We start from the raw sequence: 22,455 nt of genomic DNA, 5'->3' as shown, positions 1-22,455 counted from the left end.
GATCACCGCGCTGCCGCTGTAGAGCAGGTCGATGGACAGGCCACTGGCAACGGCGCTGTAATCGGCCGTGTCGGTGCCGTCGCCGCCGTCAACCTGGTCGGCAGCCGTATCGCACATCATGGTGTCGTCGCCCGCACCGCCTTTTAAGATGTCGTTTCCGGTACCGCCATCAAGATAGTCGTTGTCGGCACCACCTGACAGGATGTCTTGTCCTGCATTGCCGTAAATTGCTTGAGGTCCGCCACCCGCAGTAATGACATCGTTCTGGGCTCCTCCTGCGAGGGTCGGGGTTTGTGCGGTAAGGCCGCTTGATGTAAAGCGCTGAAGATCAACACCCAGCAGGCTTGAGTCGGGCGTCGACCACGCCACTGCGAACCCTCCATCGCTCAGTGCGCCGACTGTGGACGAGGTTTGGTCGCCGAGCATGGTGGTGTTGACTTGAAACTCCGAACCGACAGGATTTCCAGATGCGTCATAGCGTTGACCGAAAACGCCGAATCCGCCCGAACCCGCAGTGGCTTCGCCCGTTTGGGACGTCCAAGTGATGACGAAACCACCGTCGGAAAGGGATACCACCGACGGGTCAATCTGTAATCCAACGGTGTTGGTGTTGACTTGAAATTCCGTTCCGACAGGGTTTGCGGATGGGTCGTAAAGTTGACCGTATACACCGGCTGAATTCCCGTCCTGGTTTGCAGACTGCCACGTAACGACAAAACCGCCGGTCGACAAACTTGCGACCGCGGGGCGTTCTTGAGAGCCTGCGGTGAATGTATTGATCACAAATTCAGTCCCGTTGGCGCTGCCGTCGGCATTGAACCGTTGCGCGTAGATCCCAAGACCGTCGCTATCTTGTCCATTGGATTGCCAGACGACCACAAACCCACCACCGGAGAGCCCCGCAACGGATGGGGTGGCCTGGTCATCGGTGATATAGGTGTTGATCAGGAATTCGCTCCCGGCCGCATTGCCGTTCACATCGTAGCGTTGGCCGTAAATACCATTGCCCGTGACGGGGTGATCTTGGCGGAACGATTCCCAGGCCACCACATAACCACCATCGGACAAACTCGCCACCGAGGAGGAATCCTGATCGGCCAGGGTTGTGGTGTTGATCCGAAATTGTGCCCCAACCGTTGCACCGGATGCCGTGAAGCGTTGACCATAGACACCATTGCCGTCACCGTCTTGACCGTCCGAATTCCAGGTGACCACGAAACCGCCATCTAAAAGTGCGGCGATCGAGACATCGCGTTGGGAGTTGAGGGTGGAGGAATTGATGCGAAATTCTGAATCGATTTCATACCCCGTCGTATCGTAGAGTTTTCCATAGACGCCGTAGTTGTTGCCGTCTTGACCGTAAGAAGACCACGCGATGGCGAAGCCACCTCCCGAAAGTCCGGCTAAGGCTGGCCCCATTTGATAACCGCTGGAATATTCGTTAACCCGTGTTTCACCGTAATTGGAAAGGGACGCGGTAATGTCCCCATCTGTAAAGGACATGGTCTCGATCGCGGCGAGCATGTCGGTGCCGTCATCGCCGCTCGCCGACGTTTCTGTATCGGTGATGCTCCACCCCGAACTGTTTGACGAAAAAACGTAGCCGGACATTGTGCCGCTAAAAGTGGCTGTGTCCGTTCCCGCACCTCCGCTTATGGTATCGGACCCCACACCGCCGGTTAAAGTATCATTGCCGCCGCGGCCATCCATAAGGTCATTACCCGCACCGCCACTTATTACGTTGGGGCCTGCATCGCCAGCAATAGCGTCAGCACCGCTGCCGCCGACGACATTTTCGATGTTGATCAAGGTGTCGTTGTCGATATCGATACCACTTGCGATGCCGGTGGCGAGACTGATGTTCACTGGATTGGTGGCGCTGGAATAGATGATGGTATCGATGTCGTCACCGCCATCGTAAATATCGTTTCCGAGGCCTTCTCCACCGACCAGCGTATCGTTGCCACCGCCACCGCTTAGGGTGTTGTCACCGGCATTTCCGGTCATGACATTGTTTAGCGCATTGCCGGTACCGGACGTTCCGCCACTACCCGTCAGGGTCAAGTTATCGACGTTAGCCGGCAAGGTGTAGGTGACGGACGTTTTGACCGTGTCGATGCCTAGGCCAGATTGTTCCTGTACTTGGTCGTCAACATTATCGACGATATAGGTGTCGTTGCCGCCGCCGCCGGCCATGATGTCGGCGCCGGTCCCGCCATCCAGAAAATCGGAATTGTTGCCGGAGGTTATGGTGTCGTTACCGCCGCCGCCATAACCGTAATTAATGCCATTCCCCAAATTCATCGTGTTGTTGATGGGGCCGCCGTAGGAGATGTCGTTGGCATCGCCGAAGCTGCCGTTTCCGTCGCCGATGTAACTGACCAGCGTGGTGGGGTCTGAAGGTCGTGGCCCCATTGTCGGCACGCCGGATTGGTCGCCCCAGGCGCCGAATTGGACTGCTGGGTTGGCGCCGGTGCTTGTAGATGAGATTCCCAAATACATCTTCAAGGCGTCGAACGGAGCCCCAGGCAGGCCGACGGCACCGGCGGCGGCTTTCAAGGAATCGATGACAATCTCGCCGCCGACGTTTTGGATTTTATCCCAATAGGCATCGACTTGAGCTTGGCTCGCATTGGTGCCGCCTGCGGTGTCGATGATCAGTTGCATGCCTTCGCCGACCAGTTTCCAGGCCTTGTCAACGTTGGCGATCATCGTTTCTCCGAACGAGAGGCTGTTTTGTGCGGCTGTCGCATATGCACCAGCTTCGGTAGGAATACTGGCTTTGAAAATATCCCAGAGCTTATTGTCGAGGACACTTTTGGTTTCGTTCTTGAGGATCGTGATGGCGGAGCTTTGCACAAATGAGGTGACCCCGCCGCTCAGGCTTGTCGACAAGTCAGGGAGAGTCGAAACGCTACTGTTGATGATGTCGCCGACGATCGTAACCCCCGTGGGCAACGTCAGCGGATTGATCGGGTTGGTGGGATCAATGGTCAGAGGGGTGTCAGGCGTAGCAATGGTTTGATCGCCAAAATTGATTGCGCCAATCGTTGACGTTCCGACGATTGCGGTACCGGTATCGTTGAGTGTGCCGCTATAGCTGGCGGTGCCCGCTGGGGTGCCCATGGTGAATGAAAAATTGGGAAAGGTGCCGGTCAGCGGCGCGCTGCCGCTAAAGCCATCGCTGATGGAACCATATGCGGTGCTTGCGGTATACGTCACGGTCACGGTCACAGTGCCGGAAACGTTGCCCCCCGCATCCGCCGCAAACGACCCACTGTACGAGCCGCTGTAATTGTAAGAGACCGATATGGACGACGGAATGGGAACGCCTTCGCCAAAGTCACCGGGCTGAATGCCGAGGCTGGCCGTACTGACACTCAAAGACCCAGCGCCACTGAGACCACTGCTAAATCCACGGTTTGAAATCGGTAGCGTTACCATGATCACACCCCGCTAGGTGTCTTACTTGCTCACCTGTTTCCTGGCCTCCTCAAAGTCCCCATTCATCACCTGCCAAACGCCACCTCCGGACTTTCCATGAGAGGATAGCCAAGGTCGAAAAAGTAAACACTATCTAGTCATATTATACGCCTATTAGCCCTTTGGGTCATGAATGCGTTGCCTGCATTGACGTGAAGGTTCGTTGCTTTTCCTAGTTAGGGCGCAAAAGCTTTCGAATGATGCTGCGCATGCGCCCCTCGTTCCCGATTTCCAGGAGCGGGAACGAGGGGCGCTCTGCGCCTATGGCACAGTTTCGGCACAGTCGGCCTAACTGTCATAGGTGAAAATAGGCGTAAGGCATTGAGAAAATGGCGCAGTCGGCGAGATTCGGACTCACGGCTCAAATCCTGAATGCCAAATGCTTACCTCTGGTCCCAACGACGATGCATCCAAAGCTAAAATATCGGAGTTGCTGCACACATAACTGCAGCCTCTCCAGGTGGGCCAAGGTATGATCCTACATTGGAGCAGATGAACGAAAATCGATAGGAATGTTATCTGGCTTTGCCAGACATGTTCCAAGCTTATTGATATTGGCACCTTGCCTGAATGGGGTTTGTGTCACGCGCTCTGAGGGGTGCATTTACAACGCCACGGCGGCCCCATCACTACGGGGGTCGCTGGCCCCTTCGAAGGCACCGTAACGGCTGACGCTCACCGCACCGGCATGGCCCATGGTGCTGGTGAACGGCTCTAACAGTTCGACATCATGCCCGGCGGCGATCAAGCGGTTGATTAAGGCGTCATCGAAACGACTTTCCAACTTCAGACTGGTGGTGTCGTCCCCCCAGGTGCGGCCCAACAACCAACGTGGTGCGGTGATGGCTTCTTGCAGGGGAACCCCGTACATCACATGGCGTGAGAATACGGCCGCTTGGGTTTGCGGTTGGCCTTCGCCGCCCATGTTGCCATACGCCAGCGTGCGGCCATCTTCCAACCGCGCCAACGCCGGGTTGAGGGTGTGAAACGGTCGCTTCCCCGGTTCCAAGGTGTTGGGATGCGCGGGGTCGAGCGAAAAGCTCATGCCGCGATTTTGCCACACCACACCGGTGCCCGGCACCACCACCCCGGAACCATATTCCCAATAGGTGCTTTGAATGAAACTCACCACGCGCCCACTTTGATCGGCGGCCCCCATCCAAATGGTATCGCCGGGTTTGGGCACATACGGCCATGGTATGGCATGGCGCATGTCGATGTTTTTGGCGCGTGCGTCCAAGAAATCCGATTTCAGCCATGACGCTGCATCGACACTCATGTGCGCAGGGTCTGTGACGTGCGCGTTGCGCAACATAAATGCCTGCTTGGTGGCTTCGACCAAACCGTGGATGTGTTCAAAGCTTTCACCCACCTTCACGCCAAGGCGTTCGAACAACGCCAAGATCATCAGCGACGAAACCCCCTGGGTCGGCGGCGGCATGTTGTAGATGCGCCCACAGTTCAAGCCCACCGATAACGGTATACTGCACATGGCGTGATATGCCTCGAGATCTTCCAAGCGCACGAAACTACCGGCGCGTTGCAAACCGTCGGCCAAGCTGCGCGCTATGTCGCCGCGATAAAAATCGTCCAGCCCGACTTCACCCAAGTGCTCCAGCGTCGCTGCCAAATCAGATTGTTTCAACGCAGCGCCTTCGACCAAGACGTCGCCTTTGGCACTGCAATAGGTATCAACAAAGCCAGAAACGGCTTTGAGCTCATCCAGCTTTTCGTGCGTCAGCTGTTCTTGACCCTGCGTCACCGACACGCCGCCGCACGCGTGGGCGATGGCCTCGGCCAAGAGGTCGCTGAGCGGCATGGCTTTGCCCCAGCTGGATGCGGACTCGAGCGCCGCGGCCCATCCGCCGATTGTGCCCGCCACTGTCAAAGCAGCGTGGGCTCCGCGTGCAGGGATGGCTTCATAGCCTGCTTCTTTATATGCATCGCGGCTCGCCAACTTGGCTGCGGGTCCGCAGGCATCAATGCCGATGGGTTCTTTGCCAGGTTCGGAAATGATCCAAAAGCCATCGCCACCGATGGAATTCATGTGCGGATAAACCACGGCGATGGCAGCAGCGGCGGCGACCATCGCCTCAACGGCGTTTCCGCCTGCGCGCAAAACATTGGCTCCGGCCTCCGCCGCCAAATGATGCGGGGCGGAGATCATGCCGTTTCGACCGTGCTTGGTGTAAATCATGGGGGAAGTCCGTTATCCAAAAAACACGCTGTAAAACATACGCAAAGATGTGAGCAACAAAAAGAAAGCAAACGCTTTGCGCAAATTGGCCGGGTTGATGGTGTGCGCTAGTTTCACCCCCACCGGGGCCATCACCATGGTCGCAGGCACGATCAACGCGAAACCCAGAAGATTAGCATAGCCCAAACTGCCGGGCGGCAGGTCGGGATGGCCCAGCCCACTGAGAATGAACGAGACCGACCCCGGCAACGCAATGATTAAGCCGATGGCTGAGGCCGTGCCGACGGCGCGGCGGATCGGGTAGTTGAATGCGGTCAAGATCGGCACGCTCAAGGTTCCACCGCCAATGCCCATCACCACCGAAAACATCCCCACCACCAACGCCATGGCGTGGCGCGCGATGCCGGTTGGCAAGGTTTCGGACAGGATCATGCCTTCTTTGCGAAAGGCCATGTTGATGGCGACCAAGATGGCCACAGCGGCAAAGATCAAGGTCAACACCTCGCCTTTCGCAACCGCACCGAAAGAAGCCCCAACAATGACGCCGACGAAGATGGTCGGCCCCCACGATTTCAGCAGCGCAAAATCGACCCCGCCGCGCTTGTGGTGAGAACGCGCGGAGATGATCGATGTGGGGATGATGGTCGCCAACGATGTGCCGACCGCCAAGTGCATCAACACGCTGTCTTCAACGCCTAAAAAGGGGAACAGCAAAAACAGCACCGGCACGATGACGATCCCGCCACCAACACCGAGCAAGCCCGCAAGCACCCCGGCGATCGCGCCGGTGATCAGCAATGCGCCCGCGAAGCTCAGATAAAACAACGGATCGGCAAGTACGGTTTCAAGCATGTTTCGATCCTACCAACCGATGACGTCAGGCAACCAGGTCGCCAATTCGGGGAACATAAACAATGCCACCAGCCCCAACATCTGCAAACCGATGAACGGAATGACGCCGCGATAAATATCGCCGGTGGTGATGCCCGGGGGTGCGACACCTTTCAAGAAGAACAGCGCCCAGCCAAACGGTGGTGTGAGGAATGAGGTCTGCAAATTCATCGCTACCAAAATCGCCAACCACACCATGTTGACATCGGTTCCGGCGAACACCGGCAAGAACATCGGCAGCGCGATGTAGGAGATTTCAATCCATTCGAGGAAAAAGCCCAGCACGAAAATCACCGCCATCATAAACAGCAAGTCGGCCATTTCTCCACCGGGAATGAATTCGAACATTTGCGCTACCAAACCTTCGCCGCCAAGACCGCGAAAGGCCAACCCAAAGGGCTGTGCGCAGATGAGGATGAAGAACACCATGGCCGAGGTCAGCAGTGTGGACTTACACACCTCCATCAAGGTGCTCCAACTCAATCGCCGTCCTAGCAACGCCAAGATGATCGAACCGAACGCCCCCATCGAAGCGGCCTCGGTCGGTGCGGCGATGCCGCCGACGATCGAACCCAACACCGCAAAGATCAAAATCAGCGGCGGAAAAACAACTTTGAACAATTTGACGATCAAATCCTTACGGGCCAATTCGTCACGTTCTTCTTGGGGAATGGCCGGGGCCATGTGGGGAAAGAAATAACCGATCGCCAATAGATACAGCGCCAAGATGCCCGCCAGCATCAAGCCCGGCACCATCGCGGCGGCAAACAGCGTGCCCACCGAAAGCCCCAAAATGTCGGCCAACAAAATCAACACCAAGCTGGGCGGAATGATCTGGCCCAAGGTTCCTGACGCGCAGATCGTGCCACATGCCAAACCCTTGTTGTAACCGCGTCGTACCAATGGCCCCAGGGCCAACAGGCCGACCGTCACAACAGTCGCGCCGACGATGCCCGAAGACGCGCCCATCAGCACGCCGACGATCACAATCGCCAAGCCCATGCCGCCGCGCACTCGGCCCATGGCGTGACCGATGACATCGATCAAATCTTCGGCCATGCGCGATTTTTCCAGCATCACGCCCATGAAGATGAACAGCGGCAGAGCCAGCAGCGTGTAATTCGTCACCACGCCGTGGATGCGTCCTGGTAACAAACCAAACAAGCTGGTGCCAAAGCCGAGGTAGCCGAAGGTCAGTCCCGACACCGCCAGCGAGATGGCCACCGGCACACCGATCACCAACAGCGTGAAAAAGCCGCCGACCATACCGATGGCCAGTAATTCCATTTCCGTCATTTTCTAAATTCCTGTTAGCCAGGGACGTGGGTGCTGTGTTCAACATGCTGCCGCCTGGCTTCGCGGGCGCTGACGGCGGCATGACCAAAGTGCAGAACCACCGACAGCGCTTGCGACACCGATTGCAACGCCAGCAAACCGAAGCCTAAGGGGATGAAGGCCTTCAACACCCAGCGATAGGGCAATCCACCGGGATCGGGTGAACCTTCCATCAGACTGAAGGAGTGTTCGATGTAGCTCATCGACAACACCACGATGATCACCGAAAACGCCGCCATGAGGAGAGCGGAGAACAGATCGACGATCTGTTTGCCACTCTCGCTCATGCGGTCGTAAAGAAAGTCGACGCGCACATGTTCACCCTTGCGCATGGCATACGACATGCCGATCAAGGCGATGGGCGAAACCAGGTGCCATTCCAATTCCTGGATACCTACCGATCCAGCATTGAACAGGTAACGGGCGAACACATTGCCCGCGACCACCAACACCAAAGCCAACCCACACCAAGACGCGAATCGTCCGGCCCATTCGACCGGCAGGCTGAGGCCGAATTCCAAGCGTTCGAGGATGTGCAAATTGCGCGTGACCATCTTTACCGGTTCCTTCGCTTAAGACGAGATCAAGCCGTGATATGGCTTTTCAGAGATCGACGCCCAGCTGCGATGCTTGTCGCGGAACGCCATGAAGTGATCGTGGACCTTCTTGGTCAGCGGATCGGCGGCGGACTTTTCAGCCAGCACTTCGTCGGTCAGTTTCTTGAGCTGCATCACCACGTCGTCGGGCAGGGTTTGTGCAATCACGCCTTCGTTGGTGACCAGGTCGGTCAGCGCATCGGCGTTGTTGGCTTCGCTCCACGCGTGGCTGTCGAGGTTGCACGCCTGAGCGCACGATCGCACGATCGCTTGCAAGTCGGCGGGCAGGCTTTCCCAGGCTTTCTTGTTGATCATCAATTCGGTGACGTTGGACGGCTCATGCCAACCGGTGGTGTAGTAGTACTTGGCGGCTTTATGCAGCCCCATACGACGATCTTGATAGGGGCCAACAAACTCAGCAGCATCGATCACGCCACGTTCCAAGGCGGGGAAAATCTCGCCGCCCGGCAACAGCTTCACGTTCACGCCGAGCTTTTCATACACTTTGCCCGCAAGACCCGGGATGCGCATTTTTAAGCCGTTGAAATCTTCCACCGAGTTGATCGGTTTCTTGAACCATCCGGTCATCTGCACGCCGGTGTTGCCCATCGGCATCGCCACCAAACCATAGTCGGCATACACTTCGTTCCACAGTTCCAAACCGCCAGCGTGATACATCCACGCATTCACGCCTTGGAAGTTCAAGCCGAACGGCACGGTGGTGAAATATTGTGCAGCAAAAATTTTGCCCGCCCAATAATACGCGTTGCCAGCGTTCATTTCGATGGTGCCCGAACGCACGGCGTCGAAGCCTTCTTTGGGCGGAATCAATTCGCCGGCGGCGAAGTGGTGGATGTTCAAACGACCACCCGACATTTCTTTGACGCGGTTGCAAAAATCAGAAGGGCTGCCCGGTCCAACCGTATAGAATGGTGCCCCGGCGGGGTACATGTTGGTCATTTTCCAATTGAAGGTATCTTTAGCCTGAGCAATCGCCGGTGCGGCCAACGTGCCGGTTGCCGCTGCGCCAACCAAAGAGGCTTTGAGAAATTCACGACGTTTCATGGAACGCTTCATGGGGGGATCCTCGTTTTCCAACGTTTGATGTTTGCGCGCTTGCTGCGCGCTCATTCACTCGATCCTTCACTAGCAAACGCTGTGCCAGAATAATTATCGTTTAAACTCAACATGTTGACGTTTTCCAATCCTTATGAATGCCTATTGTGTATGCACAGAAAAATAATTGCCTATTTAATAATCATAAATGCTTCATTTGCGATGAGTCGCATTATATGTTTTTGTTTTTATTAATATTTTTAATTTATCTTTAGCGAACTACATGTATACAAAATGTTTTCTCATCCCTTTGTATTCCTCTGCCGCCTGCGTAAACTGGTGGGACGGAAAAAAGGATTCGCCAGTGCTCAAGACCAAACGCACATCGTTAAAGGAAAACACCGCAGAGCGGTTGTGCCGTGCCCTGGAAGACGACATCGTCACCGGACACCTGCTGCCTGGCGCGCATTTGGAAGAATTGGCGCTGGCAGAACGCTTCCAAGTTTCACGCACCCCGGTGCGTGAAGCGTTGCAAAGATTGGTGACGGCTGAGCTCGCCGAAAAGCGCCCGCGCCGTGGCGTGGTGGTGGCGCAAATCTCAGAAGAGCGATTGCGTTTGATGTTTGAGGCGATGGCGGAGTTGGAAGCCACATGCGGGCGGTTGGCGGCGCAGCGCATGACGCCGGGCGAGCGCAAAGAGCTCGCCGCCCTGCATGCGCACCTCAGCAAGATCGTGAGCGCCGGTGATGCGGAACGATACATCGCGCTCAATCGCACATTTCATGACCTTATCTATCAAGGTACGCGCAACGATGTTTTGGTCGGCCTTAGCCGTAGTATCCGCCTGCGCGCCGCACCATACCGGCGCGTGCAGTTTAACAACCTTAAACGATTGGCATCATCCCATGCTGAACACGGCGCCATCGTTGAGGCCATACAGCAAGGCGACGCCCAAGCATCAGCAGACGCTCTTTTTCGCCACATCATGTCTGTTCAAGAAGAGACGCTGGCGTTTGTGAGCTCCATGCCGCATTGAGTTTAAGTGTACTATCCGCTTTAGCACGATGTTTTCGGATTTAGCCTGCTTAGAACGTGATGACACTATGAGCTGACCTTGAAATAGGTCTGCCAATCACCCCCGCGAAAAGGGTGCGATGTGCTGCTAACAGAGATTAGGAGCTCTGTTGGCGCTGGATAGCGTACAGACCCATTTTGCTACACTGAGGGGTGGCGCATTTGGCCTCCGTGCTTGTAATCGCGAGGGTTGCTGATCCTGCAAATAGGTGATTAAGGCCTTGGTAATTAAGAAAATTTAAGAGCTGAAAAAGCAATCTCTTCAGCTTCCCCTATGCTTTCTCAAAGGGAAAGGGCCTAGCTGTAAATTTAGCTAAGCTCTTGATATTGATGGCGCACCCGGCGTGATTCGAACTCACGACCTCTGCCTTCGGAGTGTGGCTGTTCGAATTAAATGCCAATTAAATCAAAGCGTTGTTCGGGTGCTGTTGTGCCGTTTTCTGAATAAAGCAGATTAAAGGAGACTGAATCGGAGTGGGGGTGGCACAGTTTCGGCACAGCTTAACTTTTAGGTCACGGTAAAATCGGTGGCATCGAGGTCGGCGAGGCTCACGTTTGTCAGCGTGATTTCCATGTCCACGGTGGCATCGCCGTTGGTGTCGATTTGCAACAGATCGGTGCCGTCGTCGAAGCGCGCTTCGGTGTTGTTGCCGCCGGTGAACGCGCCCGCGCCCAGCCAGTTGAAGATGCCGGTGAGCATGCCGCTGAGGTAGATGTCTTCGTTGGCGTCAGTGGCATCGAAATCCAAAATGACATCTTTCGCCGCAGACGTGCTGTCCGACGTCGACGTGTAACGGAAGATATCGGACCCCGCCCCGCCCATGCAGGAATCCGCCCCTGCACCACCGCTCAAGGTGTCGTTGCCAGCCCGGCCGTTGAGCCAATCGTTGCCCGCGCCGCCGCTGATGACGTTGGCGTCGTTGGTGCCGGTGAGGGTGTCGTTATGATCGGAACCGACCACGTTTTCGATGTTGGCGAAGGCGCTGCCGCCGTAGATCATGTCGAGGTTCAACGCGGATCCGGCCCAGGCGTAGTTGGCGGTGTCGATGCCGGTGCCGCCATCGACCCGGTCCAAGGCGGAATCGCAGATCAAGGTGTCGTCGCCCGCGCCGCCGTTGAGGGTGTCGGCCCCGGCGCGGCCGTTGAGCCAATCGTTGCCCGCGCCGCCGCTGATGACGTTGGCGTCGTTGGTGCCGGTGAGGGTGTCGGCATGATCGGAACCGACCACGTTTTCGATGTTGGCGAAGGCGCTGCCGCCATAGATCATATCCAGGTTCAGGGCGGATCCGGCCCAGGCGTAGCTTGCGGTGTCATTGCCGGTGCCGCCATCGACCCGGTCCAAGGCGGAATCGCAGATCAAGGTGTCGTCGCCCGCGCCGCCGTTGAGGGTGTCGGCCCCGGCGCGGCCGTTGAGCCAATCATTACCCGCTCCGCCGGAGATGACGTTGGCGTCGTCGGTGCCGGTGAGGGTATCGTCATGATCGGAACCGACCACGTTTTCGATGTTGGCGAAGGCGCTGCCGCCGTAGATCATGTCGAGGTTCAACGCGGATCCGGCCCAGGCGTAGTTGGCGGTGTCGATGCCTGTGCCGCCGTCGACGCGGTCGAGGGCTGAATCGCACACCAAGGTGTCGTCGCCCGCGCCGCCGTACATGGTGTCGTTGCCCGCCCGGCCGTTGAGCCAATCGTTGCCCGCGCCGCCGGAGATGACGTTGGCGCCATCGGTGCCGGTGAGGGTGTCGTCATAGCCCGTGCCCACCACGTTTTCGATCGATGTCACCGCGCTGCCGCTGTAGAGCAAGTCGATAGACAGCCCACTGGCAACGGCACTGTAATCGGCGGTGTCGATACCTTCGCCACCATCGACTTGGTCGGCAGCCGAATCGCACATCATGGTGTCGTCGCCCGCACCCCCGCTCATGATGTCGTCGCCCGCACCGCCATCAAGGACGTTGTTGGCCGCATTGCCCGTCAATCTGTTGGCCGCAGCATTCCCCGTTAAGTTGGCCGAAGCGTTACCTTGGAGGATGGCAAATTCTATGTTATCCGGCAAAGTCAATGCGATGGATGTGTATACACTGTCGGTGCCCCCATTTGAGCCTTCGATCACGATGTCTCCTACATCGTCGACATAATAAATATCATCGCCATCTCCACCACCAAGTATATCAGCGCCCGCGCCGCCGTTAAGAACGTCATTGCCAATGGTACCGACTATGGTGTCTTGACCCGAGGTGCCTGTGGCGATGGGCGTGTTTTGGGCCAAAACCGTGATGTTGATGTTGTCGATACCGACGTCGGTCTTACTGCTTCCGTAACGGAAGGTATCGTTTTGCATCTCTCCGATGAATATCTGATCAAAACCGTACTTGGGTAGAAAGGAATGTCCAAGCAGCTGATAAAATACACTGCCATCTGGTTTGGTTACGGACAAAGCAGCCTGGCTTGCGCTTGCATCATATTCAAGTTTCACGTGATACCACGTGTTGAGCGTCACCGTTACGGGGTTCGAGTGACTATCGTTTAGGGTTCTGAGGTTGAACCACGAAGGGACACGGTCAGCCCAGTTGACCGTAAAAGCCGAAGATAAGGAGGTCGCGTAATTAGTTGCGGTATTCGTTGATGGATTAATTGGGGTCTGGCTAGAATCCATGAAGTAGATTCCGGGGTAATTGCCCCAGGTCGTGTCGATGGGATTGAAATCGAATTCGATTTTGAAATTCTGATCCGTATTGACTTTTTGGAAGGTTGGGCTGATTCCGACAGCGGCCCAATTGGCCCAATAATCCCAGACCGAGGCTTTATAGTATCCACCCGATTGCCCACCCGTTGATTGCCAACCTACGGTGCTGCCAAAATTTGCCGTGTTGGTGGAAACCACGCTGGTGTAATTCGGATTGGTATCAAAATTTTCAGCGTAAACGACCGTATCCGTCGTAGCTTGCCCGGCCGTTACATTGACGGTGACCGTGGCACTGTCGAACTTGCCCTTAGGATCAACCGTCGTATAGGTGAACGTATCTTGACCGGTGAACCCAGCTTTTGGGACATAGAATACGGTTGATGCACCTTGCGCGATAAGAACACTGCCGTTGCTGCCACTTGTTGTGCCGCTGATGGTCAGAGCATCGCCGTCAGGGTCCGTGTCGTTGGCCAGTACATCAATTTTGACGAAATTTCCAGCCGTAGTGCTCGCGGTGTCATTGGTCGCGACGGGGGCTTGGTTTGGGTCTGTGACGGTTACGTTTACGGTGGCGGTGTTGGTAAGCCCGCCTGGGTCGGTGACAGTGTATGTAAATGAGTCTTGGCCGATATATCCGGCGTTCGGCGTATAGGTGACGGACTGCCCGCCCGCAGCAATCACGACCGTGCCGTTCGTGCCATTGGTTTTTCCGCCGATGGTCAGGGTGTCGTTATTGGCGTCCGTATCATTTGCCAACACATTGATGCCGACGGCCGTCCCTTGGGAGGTGGTGGCCGTGTCGTCCGTTGCCACCGGCGCGACATTTGCCGCTGCGACATTCACGGTCACGGTTGCCGTGTTCGTTTTTCCGCCTGGGTCGGTGACGGTATAGGTAAATGTATCCTGACCAACATAACCGGCGGTGGGCGTGTAGGTCACTGATGAGCCGTTCGCGGCAATCGAAACGGTACCGTTGGTTCCATTGGTCTTGCCGCTGACGGTCAGCGTGTCATTGTCGGCGTCCGTGTCGTTGGCGAGGACATCGATGGTGACTGGGATGTCGAGGTAAGTCGATGATGTGTCGTTGTTCGCTACCGGTGTTGTGTTGGGGTCGATGACGGTAAACGTGGCCGTGGCGGTGCTGGATGCAGTGCCGTCGCTGACGGTGTAATTGAAGCTCGCCGTTCCGACGAAGCCGGTGGTGGGGGTGAAAATAACATGTCCGCTGGGATCGACGACCGCCGTCCCGCCGACAAAGTTCGATACGCCGGTGATGGACAACGTATCCGCCACATCGAGGTCTAGGTCGTTCGCCAACAGAGACAGCTTATTTATGGCGCTGGGGGTGTTGAGATAGACGTTACCGATTGTGTCGTTGTTTGCAGTTGGTGCGGAATTGCCAACCGTATACGTAAAACTAACTGTGTTACCCGTCAGTCCGTAATCGCTGGCCGTTGCCCTAAATGTAAAGCTGTCGCCCTTAACGGCATTTGATATTGCAAGCCAGTCTGTCCCAGTAAAAGAACCATAACCAAACGTGAGTGAAGCCTGGGGTGCCAAGGCTTTGCCGAGAATGGTAACCAACCCAGCTTGGGTCGTGGCGTTGCTTAGGGTAAGAGTTAGATTGATTTTGTCGCTGTTGGGGTCGGTTGCCGAAAATACAGGCGTTGGGGTCGTGTCTACGGTTCCTAGAAAACTTGGACTGTTGACGGACACGGTCGGTGCAACCGCTTTATCTGGCGCATAGGTCCTAGCAACCACAGATCCGTTTGTTTGCCTATAAGCACCATTTGAATAAACAATTGGATGGATTTCGAATTGGTTGGATCCATAACCCCCGACCAAACCATTGACGTCATATATACTATAGTCTGAACTATAAAAGACAGTGCCAACGAGGCTTGCGCCTGCATTTGTATAGAAGTATCCAATTCCACCCTGTGTGGTGCCCGTACTTGCAGCAGAGCCCGCAACGGCTGTTTTGTCATGAATTGTATAACCGACAAAACTTTCATATGTGCCCCCTGTTACGGTGAATAGTGCTGTTGCGGCAAAACTATCCGTGTAAGAGGCAAAGACAGGCTGTGTCTCAATAAGTGTGGCGCCATTGGTTGAAAACGTATCATTCCCACCGGGCGCAGAAGGTGGGGTTGCGGAAGTTTGGAAGTCGCTGTCAGGAATTCGATTAACAATATCCGATGCCGTTTTGGTCCAACCACTTCCAGAGAACGTCCAGTTGTTAAATTGAGAGCTGCTGAGGGTAGTGCTTTTTGTGCTGTGAGCTGTGAAGAAATCAGTAACGATGATAATGTCATTACCCTTGATGATTTTTAGATCCAGGTAGCTTTTTTCAAATGCATAGCCAGAAAATGTATTAAAATCGATGCCGGTAAATTGGAGTGTCCCGCCATCGTCGATGACCTTATCGGCACCCCATGTACCACTAAACACATATGTGTCCGCACCAGACCCACCCTTTAACGTGTCATTTCCCGCGCCGCTAGATAGAGTATCGTTGCCGCCATTTCCCAGAAGAATACTTCCTGTGGCCGCATTTGCATGCATAACATCGGCACCACTTGAACCATTAATGCTAATTGAAGGTAATAACCCGGTAATTGCATCTTGTTGGTCTTGGTGAAACGGAATGTCATAGAGTAAGGTGCCATTTGACAGGTTATGAAGTAATGTATTGACAACATCATTCACCTGGCTCTCAGTCGTCGCACCATATAAGTCTGTTACGAATGAAGCGGCAAAGCTGGAAAAACTACCAGTAAACTGTACTATCCCCTTGAGCCCAGCACCAAAAACATTAACAGCTGAGGAAAGCGCCTCGAGTGCATTTGTTAATGTGTATTGTGCCTCTTGAGATGAGACGTACTTCGCAATTTCCGTTGCAAGAGAGAAAGTGGACATGATGAAGTTAAAGTCATGAATCGCACTCTTAATTAAAGCAATGTCAATAGAACCCTGAGGGTTTTGTAACCAATTCGTTATCCCTTTATCATTTAATTGTTGTATTTTAATTTCGGCTTGATGGATCAGGTCCGTGGAGATGCGTAGGGGCTCAGCTTTCCGTTGTGCGCTGCTGTAGCTAAAGTACGTTGAGCCCGCAGTTAGGGCTGCGCTTATCGCTGCTGCCCCTAGAACCGTCCACCCAACTGGGTTTGTCGCCAAGGCAAGACCTGCAATAATCCCTACTGTTCCACCAACAGCTGGGATTGTAATGCCCTCACCAACTATGCCTTGGTGTATTGCATTTGTTGTGGTACGCAGATCACTAAATGAATTAATAACATTATTGCTATCTGTTGAATAGTTTAGGTCTCGTGATTGTAAAATCCATAATGATTGGCTTGATGAAATTAGATCCGTAATAACGGAATCGGAAGGCCTCACATATTCATTGCCGACTTTAACATAAAAGCCATTTTGAATACTTTGAGTACCGCCTACAGAAATAGGAGCCAAAATAGGTATTACATAATTGGTGCTATTAATTGTAATGATGGCTTCAGCCATTTCGCGTCAATGCCCCCTCATGTAAACGCACGTTGACGTCCTAAAAAATCACGCAAAAAATACCCACAACTCTCGTATGATGAACTACCATTTTGCAGGGCTAAAGTCTATCTATAGGGTTCTATAGGTTGTTCTGCGCCATTGACGCGCGTACGATTATTCATATTAATGAATTTATGCAGAAACGTGCCCCCCATGGACAATCGTCTCACCGATTTTCTCTCCCGTTTGAACGCCGCGACCACGGCGGATGAGGCGTGGGAGATGACCGTGGCGTTCATGGAACAGATGGGGGCAACTTCATTGGTCTATGCCGCCGGTGAAAAGCTTGACGATTACTCCATGTACACCACCACTCCCGATTGGTGGATGGAGCGTTATACCGAAAAGCAATATGCCTTTCATGACAAGCAGCTTCATCACTGCATGAACTATCTCAACACGTCGTTTCTGGACTTGGGCAGTTTGAAGGCCCAGACCTTTGACGGTTCCGCTGAAGACAAGGTTTCGCTGGAGTTTTCCGAGACCGGCATCGCGTCCGTGGTGACGCTGCCTTTGCGGTTGCCGTGGGCGGATCGCTCGTTTGGTGGGATGTCGCTGGCGTGCGATATGTCCATGCCAGAATTGCAAATGTTGTTGTCCGAAAATGGCCAGATCATTCACTTGGCCGCCATGTATTCCCACTCCATCATCCAAACGTTATTGCGCAACGAGCAAGCCCAGGCCGCGCCGTTGTCCGCTCGGGAAAAAGAGTGCCTTTTGTGGTTGGCGCGCGGATTAAACAGTGAGCGGATCGCCGACCGCCTCAACATTGCGCGCATCACCGTCGACACCCACATCGGCAGCGCCAAGCGCAAGCTGGGAGCGGCAACGCGGGAGCATGCGCTTGCCATGGCGATTCAACTGGGCATCATCGCGCCATAACAGGACGTTTCATGGATACCCAAACGCTTGATTTCATCACAACCATTTCACGGTCCTCGTCAGTTGACGTGGCGTGGACAAGCACGACGCGGCATATGGAGAGTTTAGGGGCGGACACCGTAAACTATGCTTTTGGTCCAGTGGACAATTTGGCCTTTATGAGCACCGCGCAGCCGGGGTGGATCGAACACTATATGCAAGAAAATTTCGACCAGGTCGACCATACGGTTCACCATTGCATGAGCCAGCTGACCCCTATTGTATCCGGAGCCGAATACAACACAAAACGAGGCGATATCGGCGAAAGAGCACTTCTTATGATGAGGGACGCAGAGCAGGTTGGCATTAAGACCGCCGTGACCATTCCCCTCAGACTTCAGCGCGACGGTGATGTCGGCGGTTTCTTCTTTGGGACCGACCAAAATACAAAAAACTTTATGGGATTGTATGAGGGAGTTTCGACCCAAATCACATTGGCGGTATTGTACTCCCACACGATTATTCAAGATTTATTGCGTCAGGAACAAGCCAATGCGGTGACGTTGACCACCCGCGAACGAGAATGCTTGTTATGGCTTGCGCAAGGCCTGAACAGCGAACAAATATCTGACCGCCTGATGATCGCTCGGATCACGGTGGATACACACATCGGCAGTGCCAAGCGTAAGCTTGGAGCCTCGACGCGTGAACACGCATTGGCGCGTGCCATTCAATTGGGGCTTATTGCCCTGTGAGGGGCGGTGAAGCTATGCCGCAGCTTTGTCGTTCGTATTGATACGAAACCCTTTCGTAACGATACGCATCGAAAGGCCTCCCTACGTATTGGATGCACCGATTCGTCTTCGTTTTGAAGACCATTACACCCCACCCCTTTCGTAACGATACGGGTCGCTGCACGCGGCCTGTTTTTTTGCGCATGTTGTTTCGTAACGGAATATGAGGTTTCGGGAGCGGGTTTGGCAATTTTGCCTTAGGCGGTTCGCATGCCTTAGCTAAGGCGCTTTGGAACTGATTTTCCCTTAGCTAAGGGAAAATACAGATCAAGGCTGATGGTCGAAAATAGAAACGCATGGTTTGGCTAAGGGGCGGTTCCCTACGTTAAGCGCAAGCGGTGAAACAGAAGGAAGCCCTAAGGGGATGGCGACAGAAACGGCCTTAGCTTACGCATTGCCAGTCCGGCGTTACCTCACACGTGAGGAAGCGGCGGGATGGCTCGGCGTGTGCGTGGATACGTTTTTGGCTTTCGACATCCCTTACGTAAACCTCGGCCCACGCTGCAAGCGCTGGGACGTGGTTGATATCGAAGCCCATGCGGAGCAGAATAAGGCACACAACAGCGCCCGAACTTCTGCACAGCAGAAAGGACGGCAAACATGCGTATCTTTAAACGCGAAAATTCCACCAAGTGGTGGGTTGATTGGACAGACCAGAAAGGTCGCCGCCACCGCAAAAGCACTGGGGTTGACGATAAAAAGTTAGCTGAGGCTTTGGCGGCGAAGTGGCAACAAGAGAGTTTCTTAGAACAGCATTTCGGAGTGATCCCGGAATTTCCGTTTCAAGAGGCACTATTGCGTTACGGACAGGAACGCCTAAGGGATAATCCGGTGTCGTATAAGGCGAGCGTCAAATCCCGCCTGCAAAGGCTGATGGACAGGTTCGGGGACAAGACCCTAACCGACCTAACCCATGCGGTGATCCGCGAATGGGTGGATGAGCGATTGGGGGAAGTCAAACCCGCAACCGCGTTGCGCGATCTTTCTACGTTACGGGCGATCATGAACAAGGCGTTCCGTGAAGGCCTATTGGCTCAGGTGCCGCCGTTCCCTCGTATGAAGAAAGACGCGGGGCGGTGTCGGTGGCTGACGGTGGAAGAAGAGAAACGCTTGCTGATGGCGTCCAAGCCCCATCAGCGCGCGTTGATTGCCTTCGCCGTCGATACAGGGGGCAGGCGTTCGGAATTGCTCAAACTGGATTGGCAAAATGTCGATTTGGCGCGAAGGTTCATAACGTACACAAAAACCAAGAACGGCGAAGATCGCACGATCCGTCTGACGGATCGCGCCAAGCAGGTGTTGACGGATTTAGGCCCCAAAGAAATCGGTCCCGTCTTCACCTATCGCGGCCAACCCATGAAAGACGTCAGCACGGCCTTTGCTAAGGCACGTGTGCGGGCGGGGTTGGATGATTTTCGCTTTCACGACCTGAGGCACACCTTCGCCTCACGGCTCGTGCAGCAAGGCGTGTCGCTGTACGAGATTATGCACCTGACGAGGCACAAAAGCTTCCAGATGGTGCAGCGCTATGCGCACCTGGCTCCTGACTTTCAGGAGCGGGCAATCGCGGCGCTAAACGCCTATGGCACAGTTTCGGCACAGTCGGCCTAAACGCCATAAGCGGAAATGGGTGTAAGTCATTGAAGGAAATGGCGCACCCGGCGAGATTCGAACTCACGACCTCTGCCTTCGGAGGGCTAAACTCTTCAATTCCGGGAGATTCCTTATTGTTTATTTACATTGATAAATCAATAAGATAAATGCAAAGATAGTTCCATACGATGCCGTAAGAGTCCGATAAAGTGCTTCCGCATGCTTCCGTTGTGCTTCCGTGAAGCGGGCTTGTAGAGGATGGATATGGATTTTGCCCAAGCTCACCAAAAAGACCATTGATGCTGCCAAGCCTAAGGAAAAAGACTACATCCTGTGGGACAACGACCTGCCGGGTTATGGCCTGCGTGTCTTTCCATCGGGGAAAAAGTCGTATTTGGTTCAGTATCGACACGAGGGCCGCACCCGCCGCTTCACCATTGGTCTGCATGGGCCATATACACCTGATAAAGCCCGCAAAAAGGCCATGACTTTACTGGGGGCCATCGGCGAGGGTGCGGACCCTTCTGGTGATCGTTCCAAGGCTCATAAAGACACCACACTTGAGAAACTCTGTGAGCTTTACCTCACCGAAGGATGCTCCAGCAAAAAGGCCTCCACAGTCGCCACAGACAAGGGTCGTATTGAACGGCACATCAAACCACTCCTCGGCAAACGCCTTGTCCGATCCGTCACCCAGGATGATGTGATCAAGTTTATGAATGATGTCGCCAACGGCAAGACCAAGACGGACGATAAAACCAAAACCCGAGGGCGGGCCATTGTCCGGGGTGGCAAAGGTACGGCGACACGCACTGTCGGTCTGCTCGGCAGTATCTTCACCTTTGCTGTGCAGAAGGGATTGCGGACGGACAATCCCGTTCACGGCGTGAAAAAATATCCGGACAAGCGCAATGATCGCTTTTTGTCCCCCTCAGAAATCGGAAAGCTGGGGGCCATTCTGAAGCGGGCAGAGGACGAGGATATTAACTCGACAGCCGTAACAGCTCTTCGCCTGCTGATCTACACGGGCTGCCGTAAGTCGGAAATCCTGACCCTGAAATGGGATTATATCGACTGGAATGCCCGATGCTTACGCCTACCCGACTCAAAGACCGGTCAAAAAATTGTACCGCTAGGAACGCCGGCCCTCGAAGTGCTCAAAGACATCGAGAAAATTGAGGGTGAAGATTTCGTGCTGCCCAGTTCCGACAAGGGCAAGCACTACACTGGCCTTCAGAAGGTTTGGAATACGATCCGCGCGTGGGAAGGGCTGGATGATGTTCGAATCCATGACCTTCGCCATAGCTTTGCCAGTGTTGCAGCACAAGGTGGTGATAGCTTGTTGATGATCGGCAAAATGCTTGGCCACAAGGACCCTAAAACGACGCAGATATACGCTCATATGGCAGACCAAGCTCTCCACGAAGCCGCTGAACGGATTACAGAAACTATATCTGCCGTTATGAACAAGGGTGCCGAGATGCAACAAGCCGAAGGTCAAGACGATGACTGACGAAACATCACAAACCCAGCATGATAACGATAAGCATCAAAGTGGAAACATGATCCTCATGACTCTTAAAGAGCGTTGGGATTTACAATGCACCTTTTACAAGGCAGGGGTAATCGCCGCACTTTATGATGCACTGCAGCTGGCACGAGATAGCGGACAAAGCCCACCAGAGTGGGCTATTGAAGGAGCATTAGCCGTTGTCGGTGAACGTCTAAAATTTGGCTTCACAATAGGCAAGGGGGCAAAAGGTAACGAACTGTCCAACTACCAGAAAAACATGTCGCATTTTCGGCGCTGGCAGGTCGTGCAAAGACTGCGGAGCCAAGGAATAAAATGGGATGATGTGTTCATCAAGGCAACCAAATACTTAAAAGATACGTTTGCCGAGGCTGGACCTAGCGCGATTCAAAAGTCATACAGCCGTGTCCAATCTGACCTGAAAGACCCCGAGAAAGCTTTGCAGTATTATTCCGCGTTTGGTGAGGTTCAAGAACTCACAGATACTCCGAATATCCCCCTCAAAAAATAGCCCCTATTTCGTCAGGAAGTTTTGCCGTCAATACAGGCGTATCTCTAGGACATCGAATCAGCCTCGTGATGTCCAGGAGAAAGACATGTCTAAGATGCGCCCGACGGAAACGGCAGCATACGTGAAATGTTCCACGTCCACCCTCGCCAAAATGCGCATGCGTGGTGACGGACCACCTTACGTGAAAGCCGGCAAGCGAATTGTGCTGTATGACCGGGAAGAGGTAGACGCCTGGCTTGCAGAGCGTAAGCGGTATTCAACATCTGAATATCAGGCCTGCTGA

Annotated in this window: 14 protein-coding genes; 7 read left to right on the top strand and 7 right to left on the bottom strand. The window is 54.3% G+C overall.

The annotated features are described in order from the left end of the window. From VIN96_RS10605 to VIN96_RS10580, 6 genes are all read right to left on the bottom strand, one after another. Window positions 1-3,384 (bottom strand): calcium-binding protein (locus VIN96_RS10605; protein WP_331896052.1); only part of this gene is annotated, 3,384 nt, incomplete at its 3' end. Between the two features lie 703 nt (window positions 3,385-4,087). Next, window positions 4,088-5,680 carry a gamma-glutamyltransferase family protein gene (locus tag VIN96_RS10600; RefSeq protein WP_331896050.1) on the bottom strand — a complete coding sequence of 531 codons (1,593 nt, stop codon included), beginning with the start codon at window positions 5,678-5,680 and terminating at the stop codon, window positions 4,088-4,090. A 12-nt stretch (window positions 5,681-5,692) separates the two neighbouring features. After that, window positions 5,693-6,532 (bottom strand): sulfite exporter TauE/SafE family protein, encoded by an 840-nt coding sequence (locus tag VIN96_RS10595; protein ID WP_331896048.1) that lies wholly within the window; start codon window positions 6,530-6,532, stop codon window positions 5,693-5,695. Between the two features lie 9 nt (window positions 6,533-6,541). Next, window positions 6,542-7,867: a TRAP transporter large permease subunit gene (locus VIN96_RS10590; RefSeq protein ID WP_331896047.1), complete on the bottom strand. Its 1,326-nt coding sequence runs from the start codon at window positions 7,865-7,867 to the stop codon at window positions 6,542-6,544. Window positions 7,868-7,881: 14 nt separating this feature from the next. Further along, on the bottom strand, window positions 7,882-8,460 hold the full coding sequence (locus tag VIN96_RS10585) for a TRAP transporter small permease subunit (RefSeq protein ID WP_331896045.1): 579 nt from the start codon (window positions 8,458-8,460) through the stop codon (window positions 7,882-7,884). Window positions 8,461-8,478: 18 nt separating this feature from the next. Then, window positions 8,479-9,633: a TRAP transporter substrate-binding protein DctP gene (locus tag VIN96_RS10580; RefSeq protein ID WP_331896043.1), complete on the bottom strand. Its 1,155-nt coding sequence runs from the start codon at window positions 9,631-9,633 to the stop codon at window positions 8,479-8,481. Between the two features lie 289 nt (window positions 9,634-9,922). Between VIN96_RS10580 and VIN96_RS10575 the strand changes: the two genes are divergently transcribed. Further along, window positions 9,923-10,594 carry a GntR family transcriptional regulator gene (locus VIN96_RS10575; protein WP_331896041.1) on the top strand — a complete coding sequence of 224 codons (672 nt, stop codon included), beginning with the start codon at window positions 9,923-9,925 and terminating at the stop codon, window positions 10,592-10,594. A gap of 546 nt (window positions 10,595-11,140) precedes the next feature. On the opposite strand, the gene VIN96_RS10570 is transcribed toward VIN96_RS10575, so the two are convergent. After that, on the bottom strand, window positions 11,141-16,840 hold the full coding sequence (locus VIN96_RS10570) for a beta strand repeat-containing protein (RefSeq protein WP_331896039.1): 5,700 nt from the start codon (window positions 16,838-16,840) through the stop codon (window positions 11,141-11,143). A 195-nt stretch (window positions 16,841-17,035) separates the two neighbouring features. Between VIN96_RS10570 and VIN96_RS10565 the strand changes: the two genes are divergently transcribed. The 6 genes from VIN96_RS10565 to VIN96_RS10540 all read left to right on the top strand — a co-directional run bounded on the left by VIN96_RS10565 (window position 17,036) and on the right by VIN96_RS10540 (window position 22,455). Then, on the top strand, window positions 17,036-17,764 hold the full coding sequence (locus tag VIN96_RS10565; protein ID WP_331896037.1) for a helix-turn-helix transcriptional regulator: 729 nt from the start codon (window positions 17,036-17,038) through the stop codon (window positions 17,762-17,764). Window positions 17,765-17,775: 11 nt separating this feature from the next. Continuing rightward, complete coding sequence (locus VIN96_RS10560) at window positions 17,776-18,498, top strand: helix-turn-helix transcriptional regulator (RefSeq protein WP_331896036.1); 723 nt, start codon at window positions 17,776-17,778, stop codon at window positions 18,496-18,498. A gap of 639 nt (window positions 18,499-19,137) precedes the next feature. Further along, window positions 19,138-20,148, top strand: a complete 1,011-nt coding sequence (locus VIN96_RS10555; protein WP_331896034.1) for a site-specific integrase — start codon at window positions 19,138-19,140, stop codon at window positions 20,146-20,148. Between the two features lie 253 nt (window positions 20,149-20,401). Further along, window positions 20,402-21,643: a tyrosine-type recombinase/integrase gene (locus VIN96_RS10550; protein WP_331896032.1), complete on the top strand. Its 1,242-nt coding sequence runs from the start codon at window positions 20,402-20,404 to the stop codon at window positions 21,641-21,643. Continuing rightward, a complete protein-coding gene (locus tag VIN96_RS10545; protein WP_331896031.1) occupies window positions 21,636-22,172 on the top strand; it encodes a hypothetical protein in 537 nt (178 codons plus the stop codon). Before VIN96_RS10550 ends, VIN96_RS10545 begins: the two co-directional genes overlap by 8 nt. 85 nt (window positions 22,173-22,257) lie before the next feature. Next, window positions 22,258-22,455: a helix-turn-helix domain-containing protein gene (locus tag VIN96_RS10540; RefSeq protein WP_331896030.1), complete on the top strand. Its 198-nt coding sequence runs from the start codon at window positions 22,258-22,260 to the stop codon at window positions 22,453-22,455.

The sequence above is a fragment of the Magnetovibrio sp. genome, from assembly GCF_036568125.1.
Classification (GTDB): Bacteria; Pseudomonadota; Alphaproteobacteria; order Rhodospirillales; family Magnetovibrionaceae; genus Magnetovibrio.
Note: the sequence above shows the minus strand (reverse complement) of the source record. Positions and strands in the feature narration are given on the sequence as shown.